Origin of the sequence: Crossiella cryophila (genome assembly GCF_014204915.1) — a bacterium.
GTDB classification, from domain to species: domain Bacteria; phylum Actinomycetota; class Actinomycetes; order Mycobacteriales; family Pseudonocardiaceae; genus Crossiella; species Crossiella cryophila.
Map to the genome: position 1 here is coordinate 8,956,381 of NZ_JACHMH010000001.1, position 24,119 is coordinate 8,980,499.

General features: G+C 71.2%; 21 protein-coding genes and 1 tRNA gene. 11 read left to right on the forward strand and 11 right to left on the reverse strand.

All coding sequences use genetic code 11. The features are described from left to right. Nucleotides 1–18: 18 nt before the first annotated feature. Both HNR67_RS38320 and HNR67_RS38325 read right to left on the reverse strand, forming a co-directional pair. The gene (locus HNR67_RS38320) at nucleotides 19–612 is read right to left on the reverse strand and encodes a TetR/AcrR family transcriptional regulator (protein ID WP_221490193.1); all 594 of its coding nucleotides are present in this window, start codon (nucleotides 610–612) and stop codon (nucleotides 19–21) included. Beyond that, nucleotides 609–2,975, reverse strand: coding sequence for a GH92 family glycosyl hydrolase (locus tag HNR67_RS38325; protein ID WP_407645163.1), 2,367 nt, complete (start codon nucleotides 2,973–2,975; stop codon nucleotides 609–611). Before HNR67_RS38325 ends, HNR67_RS38320 begins: the two co-directional genes overlap by 4 nt. Before the next feature lie 507 nt (nucleotides 2,976–3,482). On the opposite strand from HNR67_RS38325, the gene HNR67_RS38330 reads away from it, so the two are divergent. Then, complete coding sequence (locus tag HNR67_RS38330; RefSeq protein WP_185008137.1) at nucleotides 3,483–3,791, forward strand: hypothetical protein; 309 nt, start codon at nucleotides 3,483–3,485, stop codon at nucleotides 3,789–3,791. A gap of 1 nt (nucleotide 3,792) precedes the next feature. On the opposite strand, the gene HNR67_RS38335 is transcribed toward HNR67_RS38330, so the two are convergent. Beyond that, nucleotides 3,793–4,533, reverse strand: coding sequence for a Clp protease N-terminal domain-containing protein (locus HNR67_RS38335; RefSeq protein WP_221490194.1), 741 nt, complete (start codon nucleotides 4,531–4,533; stop codon nucleotides 3,793–3,795). An 84-nt stretch (nucleotides 4,534–4,617) separates the two neighbouring features. Between HNR67_RS38335 and HNR67_RS38340 the strand changes: the two genes are divergently transcribed. The 3 genes from HNR67_RS38340 to selB all read left to right on the forward strand — a co-directional run bounded on the left by HNR67_RS38340 (nucleotide 4,618) and on the right by selB (nucleotide 7,714). Continuing rightward, nucleotides 4,618–4,712: transfer RNA gene (locus tag HNR67_RS38340), tRNA-Sec, on the forward strand. A gap of 15 nt (nucleotides 4,713–4,727) precedes the next feature. Continuing rightward, a complete protein-coding gene (gene selA, locus HNR67_RS38345) occupies nucleotides 4,728–6,014 on the forward strand; it encodes an L-seryl-tRNA(Sec) selenium transferase (protein WP_185008139.1) in 1,287 nt (428 codons plus the stop codon). Continuing rightward, nucleotides 6,014–7,714 carry a selenocysteine-specific translation elongation factor gene (gene selB / locus HNR67_RS38350; RefSeq protein WP_185008141.1) on the forward strand — a complete coding sequence of 567 codons (1,701 nt, stop codon included), beginning with the start codon at nucleotides 6,014–6,016 and terminating at the stop codon, nucleotides 7,712–7,714. Before selA ends, selB begins: the two co-directional genes overlap by 1 nt. A 1-nt stretch (nucleotide 7,715) precedes the next feature. On the opposite strand, the gene HNR67_RS38355 is transcribed toward selB, so the two are convergent. Continuing rightward, nucleotides 7,716–8,207 carry a MauE/DoxX family redox-associated membrane protein gene (locus HNR67_RS38355; RefSeq protein WP_185008143.1) on the reverse strand — a complete coding sequence of 164 codons (492 nt, stop codon included), beginning with the start codon at nucleotides 8,205–8,207 and terminating at the stop codon, nucleotides 7,716–7,718. 88 nt (nucleotides 8,208–8,295) lie between these two features. On the opposite strand from HNR67_RS38355, the gene HNR67_RS38360 reads away from it, so the two are divergent. From HNR67_RS38360 to HNR67_RS38380, 5 genes are read left to right on the forward strand one after another with little or no spacing between them, the layout of a single operon-like run. Further along, nucleotides 8,296–9,009 carry a hypothetical protein gene (locus HNR67_RS38360; RefSeq protein WP_185008145.1) on the forward strand — a complete coding sequence of 238 codons (714 nt, stop codon included), beginning with the start codon at nucleotides 8,296–8,298 and terminating at the stop codon, nucleotides 9,007–9,009. A 27-nt stretch (nucleotides 9,010–9,036) separates the two neighbouring features. Beyond that, complete coding sequence (locus HNR67_RS38365) at nucleotides 9,037–9,525, forward strand: hypothetical protein (RefSeq protein ID WP_246492692.1); 489 nt, start codon at nucleotides 9,037–9,039, stop codon at nucleotides 9,523–9,525. Next, nucleotides 9,515–10,075, forward strand: coding sequence for a hypothetical protein (locus HNR67_RS38370; RefSeq protein ID WP_185008149.1), 561 nt, complete (start codon nucleotides 9,515–9,517; stop codon nucleotides 10,073–10,075). Before HNR67_RS38365 ends, HNR67_RS38370 begins: the two co-directional genes overlap by 11 nt. Beyond that, the gene (locus tag HNR67_RS38375; RefSeq protein ID WP_185008151.1) at nucleotides 10,072–10,212 is read left to right on the forward strand and encodes a hypothetical protein; all 141 of its coding nucleotides are present in this window, start codon (nucleotides 10,072–10,074) and stop codon (nucleotides 10,210–10,212) included. The genes HNR67_RS38370 and HNR67_RS38375 overlap by 4 nt, the downstream gene beginning before the upstream one ends. Before the next feature lie 54 nt (nucleotides 10,213–10,266). Then, entirely contained in the window at nucleotides 10,267–10,797 is a 531-nt protein-coding gene (locus tag HNR67_RS38380; RefSeq protein WP_312989045.1) for a hypothetical protein, read from the forward strand. On the opposite strand, the gene HNR67_RS38385 is transcribed toward HNR67_RS38380, so the two are convergent. From HNR67_RS38385 to HNR67_RS38400, 4 genes are all read right to left on the reverse strand, one after another. Next, complete coding sequence (locus HNR67_RS38385; RefSeq protein ID WP_185008153.1) at nucleotides 10,769–13,975, reverse strand: S8 family peptidase; 3,207 nt, start codon at nucleotides 13,973–13,975, stop codon at nucleotides 10,769–10,771. The two genes, HNR67_RS38380 and HNR67_RS38385, sit on opposite strands and share 29 nt — an antisense overlap. A 121-nt stretch (nucleotides 13,976–14,096) precedes the next feature. Continuing rightward, a complete protein-coding gene (locus HNR67_RS38390; protein WP_185008155.1) occupies nucleotides 14,097–15,695 on the reverse strand; it encodes an ABC transporter permease in 1,599 nt (532 codons plus the stop codon). Continuing rightward, complete coding sequence (locus tag HNR67_RS38395; protein ID WP_185008158.1) at nucleotides 15,692–16,570, reverse strand: ABC transporter ATP-binding protein; 879 nt, start codon at nucleotides 16,568–16,570, stop codon at nucleotides 15,692–15,694. The genes HNR67_RS38390 and HNR67_RS38395 overlap by 4 nt, the downstream gene beginning before the upstream one ends. Before the next feature lie 63 nt (nucleotides 16,571–16,633). Beyond that, entirely contained in the window at nucleotides 16,634–16,852 is a 219-nt protein-coding gene (locus tag HNR67_RS38400) for a hypothetical protein (RefSeq protein ID WP_185008160.1), read from the reverse strand. A gap of 1,030 nt (nucleotides 16,853–17,882) precedes the next feature. Between HNR67_RS38400 and HNR67_RS38410 the strand changes: the two genes are divergently transcribed. Together HNR67_RS38410 and HNR67_RS38415 are read left to right on the forward strand one after the other, a co-directional pair. After that, nucleotides 17,883–18,581: a lysophospholipid acyltransferase family protein gene (locus HNR67_RS38410; protein ID WP_185008163.1), complete on the forward strand. Its 699-nt coding sequence runs from the start codon at nucleotides 17,883–17,885 to the stop codon at nucleotides 18,579–18,581. 122 nt (nucleotides 18,582–18,703) lie between these two features. Next, nucleotides 18,704–20,119, forward strand: a complete 1,416-nt coding sequence (locus HNR67_RS38415; protein ID WP_246492693.1) for a hypothetical protein — start codon at nucleotides 18,704–18,706, stop codon at nucleotides 20,117–20,119. A gap of 23 nt (nucleotides 20,120–20,142) precedes the next feature. Here the strand turns inward: HNR67_RS38415 and HNR67_RS38420 are convergent, their stop codons facing one another. The 3 genes from HNR67_RS38420 to HNR67_RS38430 all read right to left on the reverse strand — a co-directional run bounded on the left by HNR67_RS38420 (nucleotide 20,143) and on the right by HNR67_RS38430 (nucleotide 24,046). Continuing rightward, nucleotides 20,143–21,441 (reverse strand): hypothetical protein, encoded by a 1,299-nt coding sequence (locus HNR67_RS38420; RefSeq protein WP_185008164.1) that lies wholly within the window; start codon nucleotides 21,439–21,441, stop codon nucleotides 20,143–20,145. Between the two features lie 104 nt (nucleotides 21,442–21,545). After that, the gene (locus HNR67_RS38425; protein WP_185008165.1) at nucleotides 21,546–21,947 is read right to left on the reverse strand and encodes a PIN domain-containing protein; all 402 of its coding nucleotides are present in this window, start codon (nucleotides 21,945–21,947) and stop codon (nucleotides 21,546–21,548) included. Then, a complete protein-coding gene (locus tag HNR67_RS38430) occupies nucleotides 21,944–24,046 on the reverse strand; it encodes a putative bifunctional diguanylate cyclase/phosphodiesterase (protein ID WP_185008166.1) in 2,103 nt (700 codons plus the stop codon). The genes HNR67_RS38425 and HNR67_RS38430 overlap by 4 nt, the downstream gene beginning before the upstream one ends. Nucleotides 24,047–24,119 lie beyond the last annotated feature (73 nt).

A 24,119-nucleotide genomic window follows, 5' to 3' on the forward strand; every position in this document is an offset into this window, starting at 1 on the left:
AACTGAACGTCTAGTTCACTATACGCCGGTGGCGAGCCCTCGCAAGGCGGCCTCGGTCACGGCGTCGGCGAAGTCGGGGCCGAAGGTGTCGTGGCCGGTCATCAGCCGGAAGATGGCCGGGCCGAAGAGCAGGTCGATGGCCACCTCGACGTCCACGTCGGCACGCAGTTCGCCCCGGTCCACGCCGCGGGCCCATACCGTGCGCACGCCTTCGCGGCGGCCGAGCAGGAAGCGTTCGACGAACATCCGCTTGCCGGTCTCGTCGCCGTGCACGCCCGCGATCAAGCCGGCGAAGGTCTGCCCGTCGGCGGAGCTGTAGAAGGCGAACACCGAGTGCACGAGTTCGCGCAGGTCGGCGTGGGCGGAGCCGGTGTCGGGCAGTGGCACCTGGGTGGCCATGTGCTCGGCGAAGGCGTCGATGGCCACCGCGGTCTTGTTGGGCCAGTGCTTGTAGATGGTCGCCTTGCTCACCCCGGAGCGGGCGGCGATGGCGTCCACGGTCAGCTCGGGCCCCGGTTCGCGCATCAGTTCGGTGGCGGCCTTGAGCACCGCCGCCCTGGCCCGCTGACTGCGCGGGCGCAGGGCGGCGGGTCCGGTTTTCTGCTCGGTCACGGTGCTGTGGGTACCACAGCCTGGTTCGGGACGCCGCTCAACTGGGCTTTCAGCCGCGTGGGCAGGGCGCTGACCTTCCAGTCCCGGTGCGCGCGTCCGTCCACGGTGACCGAGTGGAGGTACTTGCCGCTGCCGCTGGTGTCGATCAGCGTCGGCCCTCGGCCGTCCGGGGTGATCAGGGTGCGCGGGAACAGCGGGGTGGCCAGCAGGAGTTCGGCGCTGCCCGGGGTGCGCGGGAACAGGCCGAGCGCGCCGAAGACGTACCAGGCGGACATGGTGCCGAGGTCGTCGTTGCCGGGCAGCCCGCCGGGTCCGGTGCGGTACACGGTGTCCACGAGTCGCCGCACGGTTTCCTGGGTTTTCCAGGGCTGACCCAGTTCGTTGTACAGCCAGGGCGCGTGGATGCCGGGTTCGTTGGTGGGGTCGTAGCGCAGTGGCCCGCCGCCGGGCTGGAAGAACTCGTCGAGTCGCCGCAGCGCGATGTCCTTGCCTCCCATGGCTTCGGCGAGACCGCTGACGTCCTGCGGCACCATCCACACGTAGGTGGCGGCACTGCCCTGGGCGAACCCGAGCTGGCTGGCCGGGTCGAAGGGGGTGAGCCAGGACCCGTCGAGCTTGCGGCCCTGGATGTACCCGGTGGCGGGGTTGAACACGTTGCGCCAGTAGGTGCCGCGCTGCCGGAGTTCGGCGGATTCCTTGTCCCGCCCCAGTTGTGCCGCCCACCGGCTGAGCGCGTCGTCGGCGACCGAGGCTTCCAGGGTTTCCGCCGCGCCGCCCCAGCAGTGGCAGACGTCGTGCGCGCTGTACCGGGATTGGACGTATTGCGCGAGATTCGGCCGTTGGCCAACGCACTGGCCGGGGCAACCCGCGTCCAGCAGGCCCTCGGGCCGGGGCACGGTGGCCTGCCGGTAGAGCGAGTCGAACGCGCCCGCGGCGTCGAATCCGCGTACACCCATGGCGTGGAAGGTGGCCAGGGTGGCGGCGGAGGGGTCACCGGTCATCACGTGAGTGGCGCCGTTGACGTGCACCCACCGGTCCCAGACGCCGTCGTTCTGGCGGGCGTAGTTGTACAGCGACTGCGCGAAGTTCCCGGCCACCCGGGGTTGCAGCAACGCCAGCAACTGGATCTGCGCCCGGTACTGGTCCCACCCGGAGAAGTTCCCGTACTGCGCGTCCTGTCCCGCGGCCAGCCGGTGCACCCGCCGGTCCATGCCGAGGTAGCGACCGTCCACATCGGACACCAGGTTGGGTTGCTGCAAGGCGTGGTAGAGCGCGGTGTAGAACACGGTCCGCTGATCGGCGCTGCCGCCCGCGATCCGGATCCGCCCGAGTTCCCGGTCCCAGGCCCGGAACCCGTCCCGCGCCACACTGTCCACAGTGTCCGAACCGCGGATCTCCCGCCGCAGATTCCCTTCCGCACCAGGCAGATCCACGTAGGAGATGCCGATCCGCATCCGCACCGAACTCCCCGGCGCGAAGCTCAGGTACCCACCGGAACCGCGTCCGGCCCGGTCCGCCCCGGTCGCGTAACCCTCGCCGCCGCTGATCTCGGTCCCACCGGGCGTGAGCGTGCCGTCCCGCCACACTCCGGTGCCCAGCACCGGCTGGTCGAACTCAGCGGTGAAGTGCAGGCGGTAGTAGCTCTTGCGGTTGTTGACCCCGCCGTTGGCCCGGCGCCCGCAGAATGCGCCGGTGAGCACGGATCCGGTGACCCGCCGCCCGGCCTGGTCCAGGTGGATGGTGGCGTCCTCGCTGCCGTTGAGCGAGTTGGAGGTGCGGAAGAGCAGGTTCGCCGGCTTGTCCGCGGGGAAGGTGAACTCGGCGATCCCGGCCCGATCGGCGACAGCCAGGTCGGCGCGCGCACCGGAAGCCAGCCCGACCGAGTACCGCCCCGGCCGGGCCAGCTCGTCGGCGTGCGAGAAATCGCTGGCGTAGAAGGAATCCTTGACATCGGCACTCGGCGAGCCGACCATCGCCCCCGCGTGCGGGAAGATCGGCACATCCCCCGCCGCCCCCGGATTGCACCCGGCCCCGTTGACATGCGTCAGCGAGAACCCCCGCACCCGGGTCACGTCGTAGGAATACCCATTGGCCGCCCCGGTCCCGGTCTGATCACCCCGAGTGCTGGTCGGACTCCACGCGATCATCCCGAACGGCCGCTGCGCCCCCGGAAAAGTGTTCCCATCCCGAGCCGACCCGATCAACGGATCAACAAACCCAGCGGGCTCCCCAACCCACCCCTCGCGAGCCTCCCCAACCCCACCCGCGACCAAAACCCCAACCAGCCCAACCACAACCCCACGCCACCACACCACCCCGCGACCCTCCCACACCCCCAACCCCACCCCCCTCCCCCTGTCCACCATCGGCCACCCCCACCCCACCCCACCCCACCCCGCGTGTTGGCCGTTCTCGTACGCCGGTTTGGCCGTTCTCGTACACCGCCCCGCCCAATCCCCACGCGTGTTGGCCGTTCTCGTACGCCGTGTTGGCCGTTCTCGTACGCCTCGTTGGCCGATCTCGTACCTCGCCGCGGCAACTCCGACGACCTCGGGATCCCCGCTCCCCACTCCCATCCCGGGCGCCCCGCGCCCCTTTCCCGAACCCACCGCCCAGAACGGCCAACACGGCGTACAAGAACGGCCAACACGGCGTCCATAACGGCCAACACGGCGTACGAGTTCGGCCAACACGCGGGGGGATTTGCTTGGGGGATCGGGGGTGTCGGTGGGCGGCGGTACGCTGGAAATCGGGGGGCCGAGGGCCGCGCTTGATCTTGCTGGGGAGCTGTGGTGGCGGAGGTTGGGGCGGGGCGCGGTGGTTCGGCGGGGCGGCGGGCGGCGGGGCTGGGGTGGGTTGTCGGGGTTGCGGTGAATCTGGGGTTGGGGGTGTTCGCGTTCTTCCCGCTGGTGTTCACCCGGTTGCTGGTGTCCGCGATCGCCTTCCGGCTGGGGGATTACTCCGGGTTCGAGGCTCGGGACGGGGTTGACCTGGTGGTGTTCATGGCCGGGTTGAGCTGGGTGGTGTTCCTGCCGGTGTGGTTCCTGCTCAACCGGCCGATCGTGCGGTGGACCGCCGTGCCGCCGCGGGCGTACTGGCTGGTCGCGGCAGCGCTGCCGCTGGTGTTGTTCCTGGCGGACATCGTGTTCGGACTCGGCCTGGTCCGAGTGGTGTTCTGACTCAGCCGCGGGTCCGCTTGATGATCTTCTCCAGCTCGGCCACGGTCCACGCCTCGGTGGCCTCGGCCGTGATGCCCAGGGTGAACAGGGCCTGGGCTCCTGGCGAGTCCTGTTCGTCCAGGATGCCGAGCAGGATGTGTTCGGTGCCGATGTAGTTGTGGCCAAGGCGCAGCGCGGCCCGGCCGGTCAGTTCGAGCACCTTGATCGCGGCGGGGGTGAACGGGACCTGTTCGGTCACCTCCTCGACCGGCTCCGGCAGCATCGCGGTAACCGCCGTGCGCACCTGGTCCGCGGTGGCGCCCTGAGCAAGCAGGGCCTTGGCCGCCAGGCCGTCCGGCTCGCTGAGCAGTCCGAGCACCAGGTGTTCGGGGGTGCCCTTGCCACTGCGCGCGGTGCGAGCTTCCTCCTGCGAGGCGACCACCACCTTGCGCGCCCGGTCGGTGAATCGGCTGAACATGCTCAGGTCCAAAGTCTCGCCGCCTTCCTTGGGCACGAACCGCTTCTGCGCGGCCTGTTTGGTCACGCCCATGCTGCGGCCGATCTCGGTCCAGGACGCGCCGGTGCGGCGGGCCTGGTCCACGAAGTGGCCGATGAGGTGGTCGGCGAGTTCGCCGAGGCGCTCGCCGAGCACCACCGCGTCCTCCAACTGGTGCAGGGCGTCGTGGTTGGGGTCCTGGTTCCGCACCAGGGACATCCCGCGCACCATGCTGATGAATTCGTCGAGTCGGGGTACGTTCTCCATGCCGTCAACTCTAGGTTGACGATCCAGCGCCGTCAACCCTGGGTTGACGATTGGGGGCTCTGTCAAGATGGACGGGTGGCTCAGGGAGGCGTATCCGGCCTGGTGACCGGCGCGGTCTTCAACACCGCTGAGCGGCAGCACCTGTCGCTGGCGGGTTCGATTCCCGTCCGCCTCCGCCACCGAGGACTCCCCCGATGACCGATCCCCGCCGCCACATCCCGCGCACCGACGCCCTGCTGGCCGACCCGGAGCTGGCCGCCGCCGCGCACACCCTCGGCCGGGACACGGTGAAGGCCGCCATCACCCGCGCCCAGGACCTGGCCCGATCCGGTCGGATCAGCCCCGGCGAGGTGGCCGCGCACGCCCTGGCCGCGCTGCCGGGCACCGCGAGCAGCCTGCGCCCGGTGCTCAACGCGACCGGCGTGCTGGTGCACACCAACCTCGGCCGCGCCCCGCTCTCCGCCGCCGCGATCAGCGCGATCACCGCGGCCGCCGGCCCGACCGACGTGGAGTTCGACCTGGTCACCGGCGCCCGCGCACGTCGCGGCCGGGACGCGATGGCCGCGCTGGCCGCCGCGGTGCCCGAGGCCGGTGGCGTGCACGTGGTCAACAACAACGCCGCCGCCCTGCTGCTGTGCGCGCTGGCCATGGCCGCCGGGCGGGAGATCGTGATCAGCCGCGGCGAGCTGGTGGAGATCGGCGACGGCTTCCGCATCCCGGACCTGTTGCGCAGCACCGGCGCCCGGCTGCACGAGATCGGCACCACCAACCGGGTGCATCTGCGCGACTACGCCGAGGCCGTCGGCCCGGACACCGGGTTCATCCTCAAGGTGCATCCCTCCAACTTCCAGGTCACCGGGTTCACGTCCACTGTGGACACCGCCGAGCTGGTGGGACTGGGGGCGCCGGTGGTGGTGGACATCGGTTCCGGGTTGCTCCGCCCGCACCCGCTGCTGCCGGAGGAACCCGATGCCGCCACCGTGTTGCGAGCCGGGGCGACCCTGGTTACCGCGAGCGGGGACAAGCTGCTCGGCGGACCGCAGGCCGGGTTGCTACTTGGCGCGGCGGACCTCGTCGAGCGGCTGCGCAGGCATCCGGCGGCCCGCGCGCTTCGGGTGGACAAACTCACCCTGGCCGCGCTGGAAGCCACCCTGCGTGGACCGGAAACCCCGGTGGCACAGTCACTTTCCGCCGATCAGGCCGAGTTGCTGGCGCGGGCGAAGCAGCTCGTGGCCGAGCTGACCGGGGCCGGGGTCGACGCGGTGGCGGTGGAGAGCAGCGCCGCGGTCGGCGGTGGCGGCGCGCCGGGGGTGGAGCTGCCGAGTGCCGCGGTCAGCCTGCCCGAGCGGTACGCGGCGGCCTTGCGGGCGCGGGCGGTGGTGGGCCGGGTGGAACGCGGGCGGTGTCTGCTCGACCTGCGTACCGTTGCCCCACAACAGGATTCGACCCTGCTGGCGGCCGTGCTGGCGGTGCCGCGCTGATGCGGGTGGTGGCCACCGCGGGACACGTCGACCACGGCAAGTCCACCCTGGTCCGGCTGCTCACCGGGATGGAACCGGACCGCTGGGCCGAGGAACGCCGCCGCGGCCTGACCATCGACCTGGGCTTTGCCTGGACCACGTTGTCCGGCAAGGAGATCGCGTTCGTGGACGTGCCGGGGCACCAGCGGTTCGTGCCGAACATGCTGGCCGGGATCGGGCCGGTGCCCGCGGTGCTGTTCGTGGTCGCGGCGGACGAGGGCTGGAAACCGCAGTCCGCCGAACACCTCGCCGCCCTGCGCGCGCTGGATGTCCGGCACCTGCTGCTGGTGCTCACCCGCGCCGACCTCGCCGACCCGGAACCCGCGCTGTCCCAGGCGAAACAGCAGCTCGGCGAGGTGCCGCACGTGGTGGTCAGCGGGAAGACCGGGCAGGGCATGGACGAGCTGCGGGCCGCGATCCTCGCGCTGGTCGACCGGTTGCCGGAACCCGAACCCACGGCGGATGTCCGGCTGTGGCTGGATCGCTCGTTCACCGTGGGTGGCGCGGGCACGGTGGTCACCGGAACCCTCGCGGCGGGCACGATCGGCAAGGGCACGGAACTCCAGCTCGCCTCCACCGGCGAGATCCTGCGCGTGCGCGGGCTGCACACCCTGGGACGGCAGGCGGAGTCGGTGGCCGCGGTAGCGCGGATCGCGGTCAACCTGCGCGGGATCGACCGGGCCGAGCTGATCCGCGGGGACGCCTTGCTCACCCCCGGCCGCTGGCTCACCTCGACGGTGGCGGACGTCCTGGTGACGGCCGAGCTGCCCAGGGAACTGGTGGTGCACGTGGGATCCGCCGCGGTGCCGGCACATGTCCGTCCACTGGGGACGGTCGGGGCCCGGCTGACGCTGGCCCGTCCGCTGCCGCTGCGGATCGGGGATCGGGTGCTGCTCAGGGATCCCGGACGCGGTGCGGTGCTGGGCGGGGCCACGGTCGCCGACCTCGACCCTCGGCCGTTGCGCCGCCGGGGCGCGGCCACCGCCAGGGCGGCCGAACTGACCGGCGACCCGTTGACGTTGCACTTGCGTACCAAGGGTTTCGCCCGGTCCGCGGAGTTGCGGGCGGCCGGACTGCGGGCGCCGGAACCGGTGATCGTGGACTGGCACGCCGATCCCGGGCACTGGGCCGCGCTGATCCGTTCCGTGCCAACAGAGGTCGAGTCCTGGCGGCTGGCGCATCCACTCGAACCCGGCCTGCCCGTCGACGTGCTGCGGCAGCGCCTGGACCTGCCCGACGCCGCGCTGATCACGCCGTTGCTCCGGGCAGCGGGACTGTCGGCAACGGCCGGGCGGGTCGGTGCGGTGGCGTTGCCCGCACGGATCGAGCAGGCCCTGGCCAAGCTCACCACCGAGCTGACCGCGAACCCTTTCGCCGCACCGGATGCCGGGCGGCTGGCCGAGTTGGGCCTGGGCGGCAAGGAGTTGGCGGCGGCGGTGCGGGCCGGGCGGTTGATCCGGATCGCCGACGGCGTGGTGCTGTTGCCGGACGCGGTGCCGAGGGCGGCCGGGATGCTGGCCGGGCTGGCCTCGCCGTTCACGCTCAGCCAGGCGCGGCAGGCCCTGGACACCAGTCGCCGGGTCGCGGTGCCGCTGCTGGAACTGCTGGACCGGCGCGGGATCACCGAGCGACTGCCGGACTCGACCCGGCGACTGAGCTGACTCAGCGCAGGCTGGGCGCCAGCCAGGTGGTCAACGCCAGCAACACCCCGGCGGCCAGCGCCGGCAGCAGCCAGGGGCCGGGCACCGGTGGCACAAACGTGGTCGCCAGCGTCGCGAGCGCGGCCAGTGCGGCACGCAGCACCGTGGCCCAGGTGGCCGGGGAACGCGCGTTGAAACAACCGCAGGGCGTGCCGGGTCTGGTGCGCACCAGGATGGCCAGATAAGCGGTGAAGGCCAGGTAGAGGGTGGTCTGCGGGAGCAGCAGCGGACGGGGCAGTGCGGGCAGCAACACGGTGGTGACGGTCAGCGCTCCGGCCAGGAGTTCGGTCGCGGGCGTGAGCAAGGACACCGGGACGTGCAGCCGCGGTGACAGCAGGCGCTGGGCACGGAGCGTGGCCAGGAACAGGCGGCGTTCGCGCAGGTGGCCGAGTCCGGCTACCAACAGGAGCAGTGCGGCGCCGAGCGCAGCGGCGTTGAGCACGGCGGAGAGCACTCGAAGAGGGTAGCCGGACACCCGAATGACGGCTGTTGATCGTCTCCCCCGCCGTGTTTCATTGACCAGCCCTGGTGAGAGGAAAGGTATGGCCACCCAGCAGTTGACGCTGACCGCGCCCAGCGGGCGCCGGGTGAGCGTCACGCTGCCCGCGCACACCCCGGTGTCCAGTGTCGCCGCCGGTGTCCGGTTCGCCGGTGGCGTGTACGGCACCGGCTTCCAGATCGGCCCGCGCGGCTACCACGAGTTCGCGGTCACCCAGGTCGCGCCCATGCGGCAACGGGAGCGATTCCTGGTGCACGGCAGGGAGGTCGTGATCGCCGAGGCGGTGGACGGGCAGTCCTCCGCGGCCACCCTGTTCGGCGTCTACCACGAGCTGATGACCGTCTACTCCGGACCCGCGCCCCGCCGGGAAGCGGTGTTCGCGCTGTTCAACTCGTTGCGGGTCAAGGACACCGTGGACGGGATGATCGTGCGGACCCGGACGGCCACCATGCTGGACCTGATGCACGAGCAGATCATGCTCGCCGTGCGCGATCACGGCTCGCTGTCCATTCCCGGGCCCGCCCAGGCCGCCGCGGTCACCCCGCGGTTCGCCGGGGCGCGCACGAAGCACGGCGAGGTGTGGAAAACGCCGTACCCGGGCGCGGAAGGCTCGGCGCGGGCCAGTGATCACGCGTTCGTGCTGGGCTGCCCGGCAGGCACGGCCGAGGTGCACCTCAGCGACACCACCGTTACCTCCGAACGGCAACGGCTCGACTGGTTGAACGAGATCAACGTCGTCTGGCACGACGCGAACTGAGACGGGTACCCGCCGATGTCACCGGCCATGGCTTTCAACATCATCACCTGGGTCGCGATCCTGGTGCTGTTCCTCGGACTCGCGGCGGTGCTGCGGGAGATCCGGTTGCTGCGCAACGAGGTCCGGCGCAGTCCGGACGCCTTCGCGGCCGCGCCGCCGGAACTGCTGCTCGGGCCCCGGTTCATCGGACGCGGGCGGCGGATCGTGCTGGCCGCGGACTCCGGCTGCCCCCTCTGCCTGGCCGTGCTGGAGCGGCTGCTGATCGCCTCGCCCGGCTCGGTGCTGCTCACCCACGAGCCGGAAGCGTTGTGGGCCAGGGTGTCCGGGCAGCTGGAGATCGTCAGCGACCCCGAGGTGTGGCGCGCGGTCTCGCACCTGTCGCCGCCGGTGCTGATGCTGGTGGACGGCTCCGGCCGGGCCGAACGCGTGCACCTGCCGGTGCGGGTGGCCGAGGTCGACACCGTGCTGGCCGAATGGCAGCAGATCGTGGTGCGGGGGCACGCCGATGCCGCTTGATCTCAACGACATCCCCGGCGTTGACGAGGCCCCGGCGGACGCGCGACCGACCACGGCGTTGCGGCGCCTGGACTTCAGCGGCAGCCGCCGCACCCTGTTCAAGGCCATCGCGCTGGGCGCGGTGACCGTGGGCGCGAGCGCGCTCAACCTGTTCGGCGCCCGGCCCGCCGCCGCGGAGACCGGTCCGTACGGCCTGTCCGGCTGGGACCGCAACGACTGCAAGGACGCCTACCCCAACGGTTACGCCGAGGTCGGTGACACCACCGGCGCCTACGTCAACACCTACGCCGCCTGCCTGTCCGGCTACTGGCGCGGATCGGTGTACTGCGAGGCGGGCTGGCACAAGTACGGCACCTACCAGAACGGCGCGGTGCAGAGCCAGCACGTGCCGATGTCCACCTCCTGCGGCACCTCCACCATGAAGAATTCGTGGAAGTGGACCACCCCGGACGGCAAGGTGTGGCGCTGTTCCGACGGGCACTCCACCTACTGGGGTCCGGGCCACAATGGACAGACCTACCTGACGATCTGCCGGGCCCTGGTGCAGTGATCCGGCGGCGCTGGCACCCGCTGGCCGGGGCCGTCGCCGTACTCGCCATGGCCGCCGCCGCGACGGGTCTGCCCGTGCTCGCGGGCTGGCTGGCCATGGGCGCCGCGGCCGGGTTCGCCACCAGCGGCTCCACCTGAAGTAAGAACTCGGCCCTGGTGCTCAGCTCGCCGGTCTGGCGAGGAACTTCGGCGGTGGCCTTCTGCCTGGGACTCCTGGGCGGCGGCGTGGTCACCGCGACCGTATTGGTGGTCGTGGGCTCGTTGTTGCGGGCTCCGCTGCCCGCGCCCGTGCCCTGGCTGCTGGTCGGGCTGATGCTGATCGTGGTGCTGGGCAAGGAGTTCGGGCTGCTGCGGATCACCCTGCCGGAGAACCGGCGGCTGGTGCCGGAGACGGTGTTCCGGCTGGGCAGGCACCTCGGGCCGTTGCAGTTCGGGCTGGAGATGGGCACCGGGGCGCGCACCTACCTGCCGAGCGGATTGCCTTATGTGGCCGCGGTGGCGGTGCTGTTCACGGCGTCCTTACCGGCCGCGTTGTGCGCCGGACTGGGTTTCGGGCTGGGGCGGGCGTTGATGACCACGGCGAACCTGCGCTACGGCGAGAGCGGGGCCTGGGACGCGGCGTGGACCGGCCATCGCCGCGTCCTGACCCTGCTGCTGTGGTGCGCTTTCGCCTTGGCGTTGCTGGTGTTGCTGCTCAGCGATCCGACAGTGCGTACGCCCTGAACACGGTCTGGGTGACCGAGTTGCCGCCGGCGTCGGTGGCGGCCAGCCGCAGCGTGGCGAAACCGTTGCCGGGCGGGTGGTTGAGCAGGGTGTAGCCGCTGTTGCCGAAGCGCAGCACCGGGGCCTTGCGCCAGGTCGCGCCGTCGTCGTAGGAGACCTCGGCGGACAACGCGGTCAGCGGGGCGGCCGGGGCGCCGGGCTGGTGGTGCGCGGTGAGGTGCAGCAGGTAGGGCAGTCCGGCCGGGGCCCGGTTGTGGTCGTCGACCTGCCCGGTGGCGCGGATCGCCAGCAGTGGCAACGGTTTCCCGGACACGCCGGAGTCGTTGAAGGTCCAGCGCACGTCGGCGCGGGTGCCGAGCACCGACCAGGGCACACTCCGGGTGGCGGTGGTGTGCACGGTGTAGCGGCCCGCGGTGGTCGGCACGGTGAACACACCCAGGCCCGCGGTGTCGGCGGCGCCCAGTTCCTGGCCGTCCCTGGACAGCGTGGTGCGCCCGGTCATGCCCAGCTGCGGTGGTTCGGTGACCACCGCCGGATCGTTGCCGGACAACAGGGGCACGCCCACGCTGAGTTTGTCGCCGGTGCGCTGGGTGCCCCAGCCGTGTTCGGCGTCGCCGAAGGCCGGGCCGAGCGGGGCCCGGTTCCAGGCGGCCGTGCTGTACCCGGGGCGCAGGGTGCGGACCACCCAGTGCAGTTCGACGTCGGAGCCGTCGGCCGGGCGCACGCCGAGCAGCTGCTGCCAGGTGACGTCGGGGTGCGCGGTGAAGTACTCGATCCGCTTGGCCGGCAAGGAGTACAGGTAGGGGGCGAACACGCCGATGGTGGTGCCGGGGACCGGCAGCCGGGCGTAGTCGGCGCGCAGGCCGGAGGTGGGCGCGCCCTGGTCGTGGTATCGACTGTCCACTCTGGCCAGTTCGTGGTCGCGGACGCGGCGGTCCAGGGTGGCCGGGATGCGGCCGCGTTCCAGGAAGGCGAGGTGGTACAGGTACGGGGTGGGTCCGTCGGCCGGGTGCGCCGGGCCGTAGGTGGCGCGCTGGAAGTAGGCGTAGACGTGGTCGGTGACCGTGCCGGGGGTGGCGGCGGCGAACAACTGCTGGCCGGGGCCGGAGTTCCAGGTCAGGGTGGAGGTGCGCACGCCGGTCCGCTCGCCCGAGACCAGGCCGAACTCGCCGAACTGGTGCCGGGCGTCTGGGCGGTCCAGGGTGGCCCGGACCGGGGTCGCGGTGGTCCCGTCCAAGGTGAGTTCGGTGTCCCGGTTGAGGGTGAGGTTGGTGCGGGACAACAGGGTCACCACGGTCCAGTTCGCGGCCAGGTCCAGGGCGTTGAGGTCGTAGCGGCCCTTGGGCAGGCGCAGCACGGCGGTGCCGGTGGCATCGAAGCGCGGGCCGGTGACCGCGCCGGTGGCGGTGTCCACGGCCTGGGCCAGCGCGGCGGCGAACTGGCCACCGCGGCTGCGGATCTTGAGCGTGAGGTTGTAGCTCTCGGGTTCCAGGACCGCGCCGATCGCGGTGCGCACGGCGATCCCAGGTGCGCTGCCGGTGAGCCGGGTGGACTGCGGACCGGCCGCGCCGTTGGAGCGGGCGGTGATCGTCACCTCGGTGCTGCCACCGGCTGGCACGGTGATCTGGTTGGCGGACAACGAGAACGCCGGGTTGGGGTCCAGGGCGAGGGTCAGGGTGACCGGGGTGCGGCCGTCGTTGTGGTAGCGGACCTTCTTGGTCGCGGACTGCCGGTAGGTCAGGAAACCGAAGCCCAGGCTGCCACTGCTCCAGACGGACTGGCTGACCGCGCGGTCCACGTCCACCCGCCCGGCGCCCTGCTCGAACACCCCGGCGGTGGGCTTGGCGCTGCTCATCAGTTGCGGCTTGAGCCGGTCGACCGTCCACTGTGGATTCTTTTGCAGCAGCAGCGCGGCCGCGCCGGTGACGTGCGGGGCGGCCATCGAGGTGCCGCTGGCCCTGGCGTGCCGTTCGCCCACCGGTTCGGCGTCGCCGGTGGGGGTGCCGGGCACGCGGGCGGAGACGATGCCGCTGCCGGGTGCGGCGAGGTCGGGTTTCACCGCGTGGTCGCCGAATCTGGGGCCGTGGCTGGTGAACGGGCTGGGCTTGTCCTCTGCGGTCACGCTGCCGACCGCGAGCGCGGCATCGGCCGCGGCTGGCGCGGTGACCCCGGCCAGGGGATCCGGCGGGTCGAGGGAACGGTCGTTGCCGGAGGAGACCACGAACAGCGTGCCGTGCTTGGCGCTCAACGTGTTCAGCGCCGTCGACACCGGATCGGTGCCGTCGGTGGTGTCCCCGCCGAGGCTGAGGTTGACCACCTTGGCCCGCGGCGCGATCCACTCCATCCCGGCGATGACCATCGAGTCCGGGCACCCGAAGGACAGACACACCTTGCCACTGAGCAGTTTCGCGTCCGGCGCGACCCCGCGGTACTGGCTGTCGCCCGAGGCGATGATCCCGGCCACGTGCGTGCCGTGGCCCAGGTCGTCGCCGCCCTGCGGCAGGGTGCCGGTGAAGTCCTGCTGTTGCAGGAGTTTCCCGGCCAGGTCGGGGTGCGTGCCGTCCACGCCGGAGTCGAGCACGCCGATGGTGACGCCGGCGCCGGTGAGTCCGCGCTGCCAGGCCGCGGGCGCGCCGATCTGCGGCACGCTGGTGGCCAGGGTGGGTTTGGCCACCCCGTCCAGCCACACCTTGGCCAGTCCGGCGGGACGGCCGCGCACCCAGTTCCAGAACTCGGCACCCTGGCCGCGCACGGCCGCGCCGTTGATCGCGGGCAGCGCGCGCACCGGCTTCGCGCCGACCGGACTGGCCGCGCGGGCGCCGGTGAGGATGAGCGGGGTGTCCGCACTCCGCTGGGCGGCCAGCGCGGTGACGTCGAACAGGCGTGGGTCCAGGCGGCCCTCGTTGAGCAGCGGCACCGCGTCCGCGGGCACCACCCGGTGATGCACGCCGTGCTTGCCGGTGCTGGTCTCGCGCACGAAACCCAGGTGTTCCCGGCCGGGTGCGGGCTGCACCAGCACGGTGACCGCGCCGTCCCGGCCGGTGTTGAGCAGCACCCGGTCGCCGGTGACCAGCGTCACGGTCCGACTGTCCTTTGTGGCCACCGGTGACGCGGCCGGTGCGGCCATGGCCGGTTCACCCACCGGCAGCAACGCGGCTACCAGTACCAGTGCGGCCATTCGGACGAAGTGGACACCACCTGTTCGGCGGTCGGTTTTCCAGGACACTGGCGGAGTATCACCGGGTTGGCGCAAGGGGTGTAGCCGCCGAGTAGGTGACGACCTCACCCGGTCGGCGGGTTCAGCCCAGATCGCGGCGGCGCAGCCCGAACAGCCCGGTTCCGGCCAGCAGCAAGGTGACCGCGGTCAAGGCCAGTAGCGGAATTGTGGCGAACTCGCCGCCGGAAAGCACCTTCGGGATGTGGTGGAACGGCACGATCTGGTTGGCCAGCCAGTAGTCCACGCCCAGCACCGGGCCGAGCTGCTCGCCGACCAGGTTGGTGAGCAGCCACACCGTCCAGGAGATGGCCGCCGCCGCGCGCGGCAGGAAACCGAAGGCCAGCACCGCGACCGCGCCGATCGTCCAGGCCGCCGGGACCTGCACCAGCGCGCCCAGCAGCACCCGGCCGAACTGCGCACCGTCCGAAGTGGACAGTGTGTGCACGGTGGCGGCGGTCAGGCCGCCGGACAGCAGCATGCTCGCGGTGCCCAGCAGGGCGAAGGCGAGATGGCTCAGCGCCCAGCGGGTCCGGCCGACCGTGGTGGACAGGGTCAGCTCGGCCCGCCCGTCCGTCTCCTCGGCACGCAGCCGCAGCGTGACCAGCATCGGGTAGAGCGCGGCCACCCCGCCAAGGCTGAGCATGATCAGCCACAGGTAGGTGTCGGCGATGCCCGCCTCCGGTCCGGCCGCGTAGCGCCGGAAGAACTCCCGGATGGCCGGTCCGCCGCGCCCGGCGATCTCCGGCATGCCCTTGGCCACCGCGGCGGTGGCCGCCCCGGCGACCGCGAACCCGGCGGTCCAGCCCAGCAGCTGACCCCGGTGCAACCGCCAGGCCAGGCCGAACGCCGAGCTGAGTCCGGGTGCGGCGACCGCCGGTCCGGTGCGGGTGGCCAGCACGCCCGCGCCATGGTCGCGGCGGGACACCAGGTTCGCGGCCAGCGCGGTGAGCAGCGCGGTGGTGGTCAGCGGCAGCAGCAGGACGGCCCAGCGCGGGTCGCCGGTGGGTTGCAGGAGGTGGCTCCAGCCGGTGGGACTGAGCCAGCGCAGCCACAGCACGCCGCTGCCATCCGCCAGGAAGCGCAGCAGGTAGGCCAGGCCGAAGCCGGTGGCGGCCAGTGCGGTGGCGGTGCGGGCGCGCGGGGTGAGCTGCGCGGTGAGCCCGGCCAGCGCGCCGAAGACCAGTCCGGGCGCGGCCACCGCGATACCGAACGCGACCGCGTTGACCAGGGCGAATCCCAGGACCAGCAGGCCGACGGCGATCAGCAGCCCGGCGCCGAGCGCGGCGGTCCAGGTGAGTGCCAGGGCCGCGGCGAGCACGGCGTGGCGGCCGAGCACCCCGGCGCCCAGGAGTTCGGCGCGACCGGACTCCTCCTCGGCACGGGTGTGCCGGACGGTGATCAGGATGGCCATCAGCGAGGTCAGCGCATAGGCGATGTCGCTGATCTTCCAGCCGGTCAGCGCGGGCAGTCCGCTGCCGTGCGCCTGGCCGGTGAACGCGCTCAGCGCGGCGTTGCCGGTGACCTCGGTGAGGAAGGCCCGTTGCAGCTCGGCGGTGGGGAACAGGCCCGCGTACTGCACGGCGGTGCCGATCACCAGCAGCGTGATCAGGCCGATCCAGCCGGGCAGCAGCACCCGGTCGCGGCGCAGGAACAGGCGGAACAGCAGCCCGGCGCCGGTCATCGCCCGGCCTCGTAGTGCCGTAGGAACAGCTCCTCCAGGGTGGGTGGATGGCTGGCCAGCGCGCTGATCCCGGCCTGGGCGAGCCTGGCCAGCACCGGGCCGAGCTGCTCGGGTTCGACCTGGCAGCGCAACCGGTTGCCCTGCACGCTCAGCTCGTGCACCCCCGGCAACTCGGGCACGGGACCGGTCAGCTCGGCGGTGATCGAGGTGCGGGTGAGGTGCCGCAACTCGGCCAGGGTGCCGGTCTCCACGGTGCGCCCGGCCCGCACGATGCTGACCCGGTCGCACAGCGCCTCCACCTCGGCGAGGAGGTGGCTGGACAGCAGGATGGTGCGGCCGCGCTCGCGTTCCTCGGCCACGCACTGCTGGAACACCGCCTCCATCAACGGATCCAGCCCCGAGGTCGGCTCGTCCAGGATCAGCAGGTCGACGTCGGCGGCGAACGCGGCGACCAGGGCGACCTTCTGCCGGTTGCCCTTGGAGTAGGCCCGCCCGCGCACCCGAGGGTCCAGCTCGAACCGGTCGAGCAGCTCGGCCCGGCGCGCGGGGTCCAGACCACCGCGCAACCGGCCGAGCAGGTCGATGGCCTCCCCACCGGTGAGGTTGGGCCACAGGGTGACGTCGCCGGGCACGTAGGCCAGCCGCCGGTGCAGCGTGGTGGCCTCCCGCCAGGGGTCGCCGCCGAGCAGCCGGGCCCGCCCCGCGTCCGCGCGGATGAGCCCGAGCAGCACCCGGATGGTGGTCGACTTGCCCGCGCCGTTGGGCCCGAGGAAGCCGTGCACCTCCCCCGCCGCCACGGCGAGGTCCAGCCCGTCAAGCGCACGCGTCCGGCCATAGCTCTTGACCAGGCCGGACACCTCGATCACTGGAGTCACCAGGCAGAAACTACACACTCTTCACAAACTTGTGAACGTACGAAACGCGTAAAGACGCGCAGCTCACCCTTCCGAGACCACCGAGGACGCCCGGCCGAGGATCCCGATGTTGACGTACTCCAGCACGTCCTCCAGCAGGTCGATGTCCCCGGTCCGGATCTGCGGCGCGACAACGACATCCCCGACCGACACGTCCCCCACCGACACGAGCGGACTCGCGTGCGCCACGGATCCGGTGATCGACGCGGCCACCAGCACTCCCCCGAGCACGATCTTGCGCATCCCCTGCTCCCGTCATCCGATGAACCGGACATATGACGCTAATCGGACAGTTGGCGCACTGGACAGACGGCAAACGGAGGACCACGACCGGACCAGTGCGGGAGACCCTCTCCGCGCCAATACCCAGCCCGACCAAGCCGAACCCACTCGCAGGAACAGCGAGGCTCGACGAACGAAATAGGCACAGCGTCGCAAACTGATCAATCCACAAGCCTGGCCCCGACGAACGGCAGCGACCTTATCGTTACCTTTTCAGGTTCGTACACAGGTAACAGAGTTGCGAAACCATCCGATTCAACCAGCACACCAACGATCGAGGTGCCCCTATTCGCGACCAGTCTTGGAGCGACGATGTCGGACTATCAAATCTCATGCACCAGGCAAACTGGATGCACAGCCCGCGGCCACATCATCGAGGTCGGTCTCGGAAGCCACCATGCAGTAGCCGATCACATCACTGTTCAGCGAGTTTACGATCTGATGGATGCGGGACACACCTTCTACACCCACGGCGGCGGATTCCGGGCAGCCGTGCGGAAGTGGCCATGCGGCTGCGGACGCGGAACCTTGCGAACCGATTCAGACTCGACTCCTAGCAATAACCTCGACCTGTTGCCGGTTTGCGGCTGAGGCACTTGATTTTCCGACTCCAGCGGACCACCGGAAAGACTTTTCGAGAGTAATTCCCGTGACGTCCTTCCAGCACGCCCAAAAGTCACCGACCAACCCGGAAAAGCGACACGTTCGTCGACAGTCCGGCACAACAACATCGCCGGCCCCAGACGCGTCCAGCCGGACAGGCCGTGCGGCGACAGGCCAGGAAGAGGTCCACTGTGGACGGTCTGTGGTCACGGGACGATAGGCGAGGCCGGCAGTGGATCGCGACCAGGATTCCTCAGGCCTGAGCGCGTGCTGTCGCACACCGGCGATCCTGATCGCAGCCCCTGGCCGCTGCGCTGGTCAGGTGTGACGGGGGTCGCAACGCCGGTTCGTCCCGTGGTCTCCCAGCGCGGCAACATAATGTTGTGGCATGAAGCGCAGGGAACGCGGCGGGTTCTGGGTGGGACTGACCGCGACGATCTTGTATCCGATCACGTGGTTGCTGGCCCGGCGCCGGGTCAGCGGCGGCGAGATCCCGGCCGAGGGTCCGGCGCTGCTGATCATGAACCACCCCTCGCTGCTGGACCCGGTGTTCGACGCGGTGTTCGTGCACGGCAGGGGGCGGGTGCCGCGGTTCCTGGCCAAGCACAGCCTGTGGCGGCTGCCGCTGGTCGGCTCCGCTTTCCGGGCCACCGACCAGATCCCGGTCTACCGCGGCACCTCCGCCGCCGGGGACAGCCTGCGCGCGGCGGACACCGCGCTGGAGAAGGACCGGGTCGTGGTGATCTACCCGGAGGGCACGCTCACCCACGACCCGGACGGCTGGCCGGTGCTCGGCCGGACCGGCGCGGTGCGGCTCGCGCTGTCCAACGACGTGCCGATCATCCCGATCGTGCGCTGGGGCACCAAAGCCATCCTGCACAAGGGCCGGTTCCGCCCGTTGCCGCGCCGGACCGTGGCGTATCTGATCGGCGAACCCCTTGACCTGTCCGCGTTCCGGGCCCGGCCGGTGGACAAGGAACTGCTGCAGGAGGTCACCGACCTGGTCCTGCTGAGGTTGCAGGAACTGCTGGCCGTGCTGCGCGGGGAGACCCCGCCCGGACTGCCGCAGACCGGTCAGGCCGCCTGAGCGAAACCAGGGTCGCCCCTAAGGGCTGGTGATCCACGCCGGAGCCGGAGTTTCGGTATATCTGGAAGTGGGCGGTGCGCATCGCAGGGGGCGATGGAATCCGCCGCCCAGGGGGAATCACCATGTCTGACAACGCGATCCTGGGTTCGATAACCCAACCCGAACCCGGCGACCGGCTGGCCGGGCTGTACGCGGCCAAACCGGTGCTGCGGATCCTGGCCTACACCGACGAGGCCAACACCGTGCAGCTCAACAACGTTGCCGGGTTCGGCGTCGGCATCCTGCGCGACCTGCTGGAGAAGAACGCGCCCTTCCACACCGACATCAGGCTGGATCTGGTGCAGCGGCACGGAAAGGGCCACGCCAGCGACAAGCTGACACCCGCGCTGCTGGCGGGCTACGACCAGATCTGGTTCTTCGGCATCCTGCCCTGCGACCTGCCCGCACAGGGCATGCCGGAGAACGAGCTGACCGATCCCGAGGTCGCCGCGCTGCGCGCGTGGATGGACGCCGGCGGTGGCGTGCTGATCACCGGCGACCACTCCAACCCGAAGCCGCCCGGCGCCGACCCGGCCCTGGACGAGCTGCTGAACCTGGGCCGGGCCATCGCGCACCGGGTGCCCAGGGCCGCCGAGATGCGGGTGTGGGAGGGCTTGCCGGACTCCAGCATCCAGTTCAGCCACAACACCCACCAGCCGGACGGCCGGGGCAGCGACATCAACAACCCGATCCCGATGGACGCCGACGGGTTCCCGCAGGAGCTGATCCTCAAGCGGTACCCGCCGTTCAACCGCCCGCACCCGTTGTTCAGCGGCCGGACCGGACCGATCACGGTGTTCCCCGACCACATGCACGAGGGCCAGCTGCGCATCCCGGACAGCCACCCCGCGCAGACCTGGCCCAGCGGCCCGTTCGGCCAGCCGAAGCCGGAGATCGTGGCCCGCGGCACCGACAAACGCAACGGCTCGGTCTACGGCGTGCTCGCCACCTACGACGGCCACGCGGCCGGCGTGGGCCGGATCGTGGCCGACTCCACCTGGCACCACTACTTCAACCTCAACCTGTTCGGCTTCGTCAGCGAACCCACGGTGGCCGCCCGGATGGCCGAGTACTACGTCAACCTGACCTTCTGGCTGGCCCCGGCCCGCAAACGGCAGCAGGCCCAGGCCCGGATGCTGTGGTGGCTGAGCAACCACCCGGTGGTCCGGATGGCCTTCGGCAACCCCGCCGCCGACGTGGGCCGCACCGCACTGGGCCTACTGGCCACGGTCACCAACCCAGCCACCGCCGCCGACCTCGCCTGGCCCCTGCCCACCACCACCAACCTGCCCGAGGACCTGACCCTGGGCGCGCAGCTGGTGTCGTACTGGCGGGAGCTGAACGCGAGCACGGATTCGGCGCGTGCCGCGGCTGAGCTGGTGGACGAGGGGCTGCGGGCGGCGGCTGAGGAGCATGCCGCGGCCCTGCGCAGGTCCTTGGCGGAGACGGAGAACCTGGGCGCGAGCATCGAGTCCGGGTTGCGGCTGGCCAACCGCTGATCGTGCTGGTGCGTCCCGGCTGCTCAGCCGGGGCGCACCCCGAACTCATAGCGCTTCAACGGGCTCCGATTGCCCGCCGCGTCCTGGCTGTACACCTCAAGCCACAGCGGCCGGGCCATCGTCGGGGTGTACACGATGGACGCGGTGCCGTCCGGACCGGCTGGCACCCGGCCTCCTTCACCGGTGAGCGCCTGCCAGCTGTACTCCACCACATCGGTGACCCCGTTGGGCGAGAACACGAACGTGCCCGTCTTGGGCGGCCACGGCTGCCACTTGCCCTCCGGGTACTCCGCCGAACTGACCGCCGGGGCCGAGTGCGGGTTCTGCGAATCCACCCGGACCGCGCACCACTCCGACCACGGCCCGGTGGCGAGCCGGTCCTTGGCACGCACCCGCCAGGAGAACACCGACTCGTGCGCGAACACGCCACGCGGCAGGCAAATGTCGGCCGGGAAACCGTCCGGGATGTTCGTGGCCGTGACCCCACCGACCTTGGATCCGTTGGCCCACCACTCGAACTCGGCATCCACCCAATCGCCGTCCGCGTCCACCATGTCCGCCCGCAACCTCGGCGCCGGGGTGAACAGGATCAGCTCGCCGGGCGGCTCCGGGCAGTCCATGATGTCAACTCGTTGCCGCACCGGCTTTCCCGGCACCGAGTTGTAGTCCGTGGTCAACCGCGGCGCGTTGCCGAAGGACTTCCAAGCCCCGCGATTCCACTCCCGCTCCGCCCGCAATCCCAGCGTGAGCCGCCCGCTCTCCGCCGCCGCGGTCACCGCGACCCCGGCCTCCAGCGCCAACGGCCGCGCCGGACACCCGGGCGCACCCCAGGAAGCCTCCTTGCTGTCCACTTTGGACAGCCACTCGGGCTGCCGCTCCCAGCTGGTGTCCTGATCGACCGGCCCGGTGTGCCACAACTCGATCGCGCTCGGCCGGCAGCTCCCGGTCCCGGTCTGGTCCAGGTAGAGCCGCGATTCCAAGATCTGCTTGCCCCGCAACCGGGACAGGTCGAAGCCGAAGAACGAGCGGGTCACCTCCCAGCGCTCGCCGTCCAGCCCGATCGTGACCGGCCCGTCCCGGTTGTGGTCCGGTTGCTTCGGCGTCCGGCTGGACACCACCGCCCACCGATCCGGTCGCACCGTGGTCAGCTGCTCCGCGGTGAAGGTGCCGTCGGGATTGGCGAAGACCCGATCCGCCCCGGCACGCAACGCGGTCGCCTCCACCCGCTCGCCGCGTTCCCGCGCCAGCGCACTCGCCGCGGCCTCGCCCAGGGCCACCGGCGCCACCGCCACCACCCCGGTCCCCGCCAGCGCGACACTCACCGCGAGCAGCATGATCCGCTTACGGACAGCACAAAACATGATGTGTCCCCCCTCCACCCAGCACCCTACGAGCTAGGCCGCGGACCGGCCATCGGCCAACCGGGTCAGCGCCCGCCCGCCTCCGGCCGCACCGTGCTCGGCCCGGTCACCAGCGCCCCCAGCGCCAGCACCCGCTCCCGCAACCCCCGGTCCGCCGTCACCACCAGGCAAGGCCGCCCCGCCTCCCGCACCAGCTCCACGATCGCGTCATCCCCTGACCCGGCCGCCGCGACCACCCGCACCGCACCGGTCTCGCGCACCCGGGAAGCCTTGCCCTCCACCACCAGCACCATCTCCACCGGCTCGCACGCCCACTCCGGCACCCCGGACCCTGGCGGCAAACCCTGACCCGGCAACGGATTCAGCCGGTCCAGCAGGCGGGTGGTGGCGCCGGCGCGGTCTCGCCACCAGCCGTCGGGGACCGAGCCGACCACGTTGGCCGCGTCCACGATCACCAGGCCGGTCACGAGAAACTCCTTGCCAGCAGGGCCGACATCTCCGCGGGTGGGCCTGGGCGGCCGAAGTAGGCGCCCTGGGCCAGGTCGGCGCCCAGGTTCCGGCAGCGGTGGGCGTGTTCGGCGGTGGTGATGCCGTCCATCAGGACCGCGGCCTCCAGTTGGTGTACCAGGGGGACCAGGTTGCGGACGGCTTCGGTGAGCAGGGTGGGTGGGCAGGGGTGGCCCAGGCGTTGGACCAGTCTCGCGGAGAGGCGGACCGAGCTGACCGCGAGTTCGTCGAGCAGGGTGAGTTCGTCAGTGCCGCAGCAGAACTCGTCCAGCAGCACCGGGATCTCCATGCCCGCCAGGGTTTCCACGTTGTCCTCGACCTCGCCGAACCCGGCGAGCAGGGCCGCGGCGGGCACGCCGAGCCAGAGCTGGTCGGGCAGCAGGCCGTAGCCGTCGAGGACCTTGCGGACATCGCCTACCAGGTCCGGGTCGGCCGCCTGGCTCTTGCCAAGGCGCAGGCCGATCGGCGGCACCGGGGCCTGGAACTCCTGCTGCCACAACCGGACCTGCTCGCACGCGGTGCGCAGCATCCACTGTCCGATGAGGATGGTCAGGCCGGTTTCCTCGGCCAGCCGCACACATTCGTCGTGGCCGATCTCGCCACGGTCGGGGTGTACCCAGTGCAGCAGCACCTCCACCCCGGCCAGCCGGTCGTCGGCCAGCTGCCGGACCGGTTGGTACAGCAGGCGAAGCTCGCCGTTCTCCCATGCGCCGGGCATGGTCGCGGCCAGTGCGAACCAATCCCGGTCCCGGCGGTCCGCGTCCGGGTCGTGCAGGCCCCACTGCCGCCTGCCGGAGGCCTTGACCCGGCGCAGCGTGCCGGCCGCGGAACGCAGCAGCTCCACCGGTTTGATCCGGCCCGCCTGCTGCTGCACCACGCCGATGCTGGCCGATACCGCCACCCCGCGCTCGGTCAGGTAGACCGGCTCGCCGAGTTCCTCGTTGATCCGGGCGGCCATGGTGGCCACGTCCGGGGTGCTCGCGGTGTGCTCGATCAGGATCGCGAACTCGTCCCCGCCGAACCGGGCGACCAGCGCCTTCTCCTTGTCCACCACCATCTTCAGCTTGGCCGCGACCAGTTGCAGCACCTGGTCGCCGACCTCGTGGCCCAGGCCGCTGTTGATCATCCCGAAGCCGTCGATGTCCAGGTGGTACAGGCTCATCCCGGTGCTCGGCTCGATCCGGCCGAGCACCGACTCCAGCCGGGTCAGGAAGAACTGCCGGTTGGCCAGTCCGGTCAGCCGGTCGTGCAATGCCTGGTGGTGCAAGCGGTCCTGCACCATCTTCAGCTCGGTGACGTCCTCGACCATGGTCACGCAACTCGTCGGCGAACCCTGCTCATCGCGCAGCAGGGACACCGCGAGGTAGGCGAACCCGGTCTCCTCCTCGCCCTTGTGCAGCCGGGCCAGCACCCGGAACCGCTCCTGCCGCCCGGCGAACAACGCGTCGTAGGCGCGGGCCACCTCGCCCGCGGTGTCCGGGTGCACGAAGTCCATCAGCCCGCGCCCGCCCAGGTCCGCCGGGTCCTGACCGAGGATCCCGCACAGCGCCTGGTTGAAGTTGACGAACGTGCCGTCCAGCTCGGTGATCGCGATGCCCACCACCGAACTGGTGAACACCTCGCGCAGCCGCGCCTCACTGCCGCGCATGGCCCGCTCGGCGTTGTCCTTGGCCCGCAACAACGCCTGCTTGACGTCCTCCTGCTGCTCGAAGGTGCGCTGCCGCATCGCCTCGGCGTACCCGGCCGACACCGCGCCCAGCGCCAGGATCACCCGCTGGGTCAGTTCGGGCCGCCCGGCCAGCTCGTCCAGTTCCGGCAGCCCGGAACCCAGCACCCGCATGCTGCACAACAGGCTTTCCGCGCGGGTGAACTGCCCGCCGACCAGCGCCTGCCCGACCTCGCCCGCCCGGCTGGTCTCGCCATCGGGCGCGCGCAGCTCCTCGACCAGCTCGTGCACCAGCTCCAGCAGGAACTCGCCGATCTCGGTGCGGGACATCGGCACGTAGACCGTCCGGGTGATCTCGGCCAGCCAGCGCTCGGCCAGCTCCGCCCGGTTCACGCCCGTTCCCCGGCCACGGCGGCACCCACCAGGGCGACCGGCGGTGGCAGCGGCACGGCGAACACCTCGTCGA

What these genes read in the sequence shown, in the direction of transcription:
- HNR67_RS38335 (WP_221490194.1), bottom strand. Translation starts at nt 4,533, where the DNA reads ATGGAGAACGTACCCCGACTCGACGAATTCATCAGCATGGTGCGCGGG.
- selA (WP_185008139.1), top strand. Translation starts at nt 4,728, where the DNA reads ATGACCGATCCCCGCCGCCACATCCCGCGCACCGACGCCCTGCTGGCC.
- selB (WP_185008141.1), top strand. Translation starts at nt 6,014, where the DNA reads ATGCGGGTGGTGGCCACCGCGGGACACGTCGACCACGGCAAGTCCACC.
- HNR67_RS38360 (WP_185008145.1), top strand. Translation starts at nt 8,296, where the DNA reads ATGGCCACCCAGCAGTTGACGCTGACCGCGCCCAGCGGGCGCCGGGTG.
- HNR67_RS38365 (WP_246492692.1), top strand. Translation starts at nt 9,037, where the DNA reads ATGGCTTTCAACATCATCACCTGGGTCGCGATCCTGGTGCTGTTCCTC.
- HNR67_RS38370 (WP_185008149.1), top strand. Translation starts at nt 9,515, where the DNA reads ATGCCGCTTGATCTCAACGACATCCCCGGCGTTGACGAGGCCCCGGCG.
- HNR67_RS38385 (WP_185008153.1), bottom strand. Translation starts at nt 13,975, where the DNA reads ATGGCCGCACTGGTACTGGTAGCCGCGTTGCTGCCGGTGGGTGAACCG.
- HNR67_RS38390 (WP_185008155.1), bottom strand. Translation starts at nt 15,695, where the DNA reads ATGACCGGCGCCGGGCTGCTGTTCCGCCTGTTCCTGCGCCGCGACCGG.
- HNR67_RS38400 (WP_185008160.1), bottom strand. Translation starts at nt 16,852, where the DNA reads ATGCGCAAGATCGTGCTCGGGGGAGTGCTGGTGGCCGCGTCGATCACC.
- HNR67_RS38410 (WP_185008163.1), top strand. Translation starts at nt 17,883, where the DNA reads ATGAAGCGCAGGGAACGCGGCGGGTTCTGGGTGGGACTGACCGCGACG.
- HNR67_RS38415 (WP_246492693.1), top strand. Translation starts at nt 18,704, where the DNA reads ATGTCTGACAACGCGATCCTGGGTTCGATAACCCAACCCGAACCCGGC.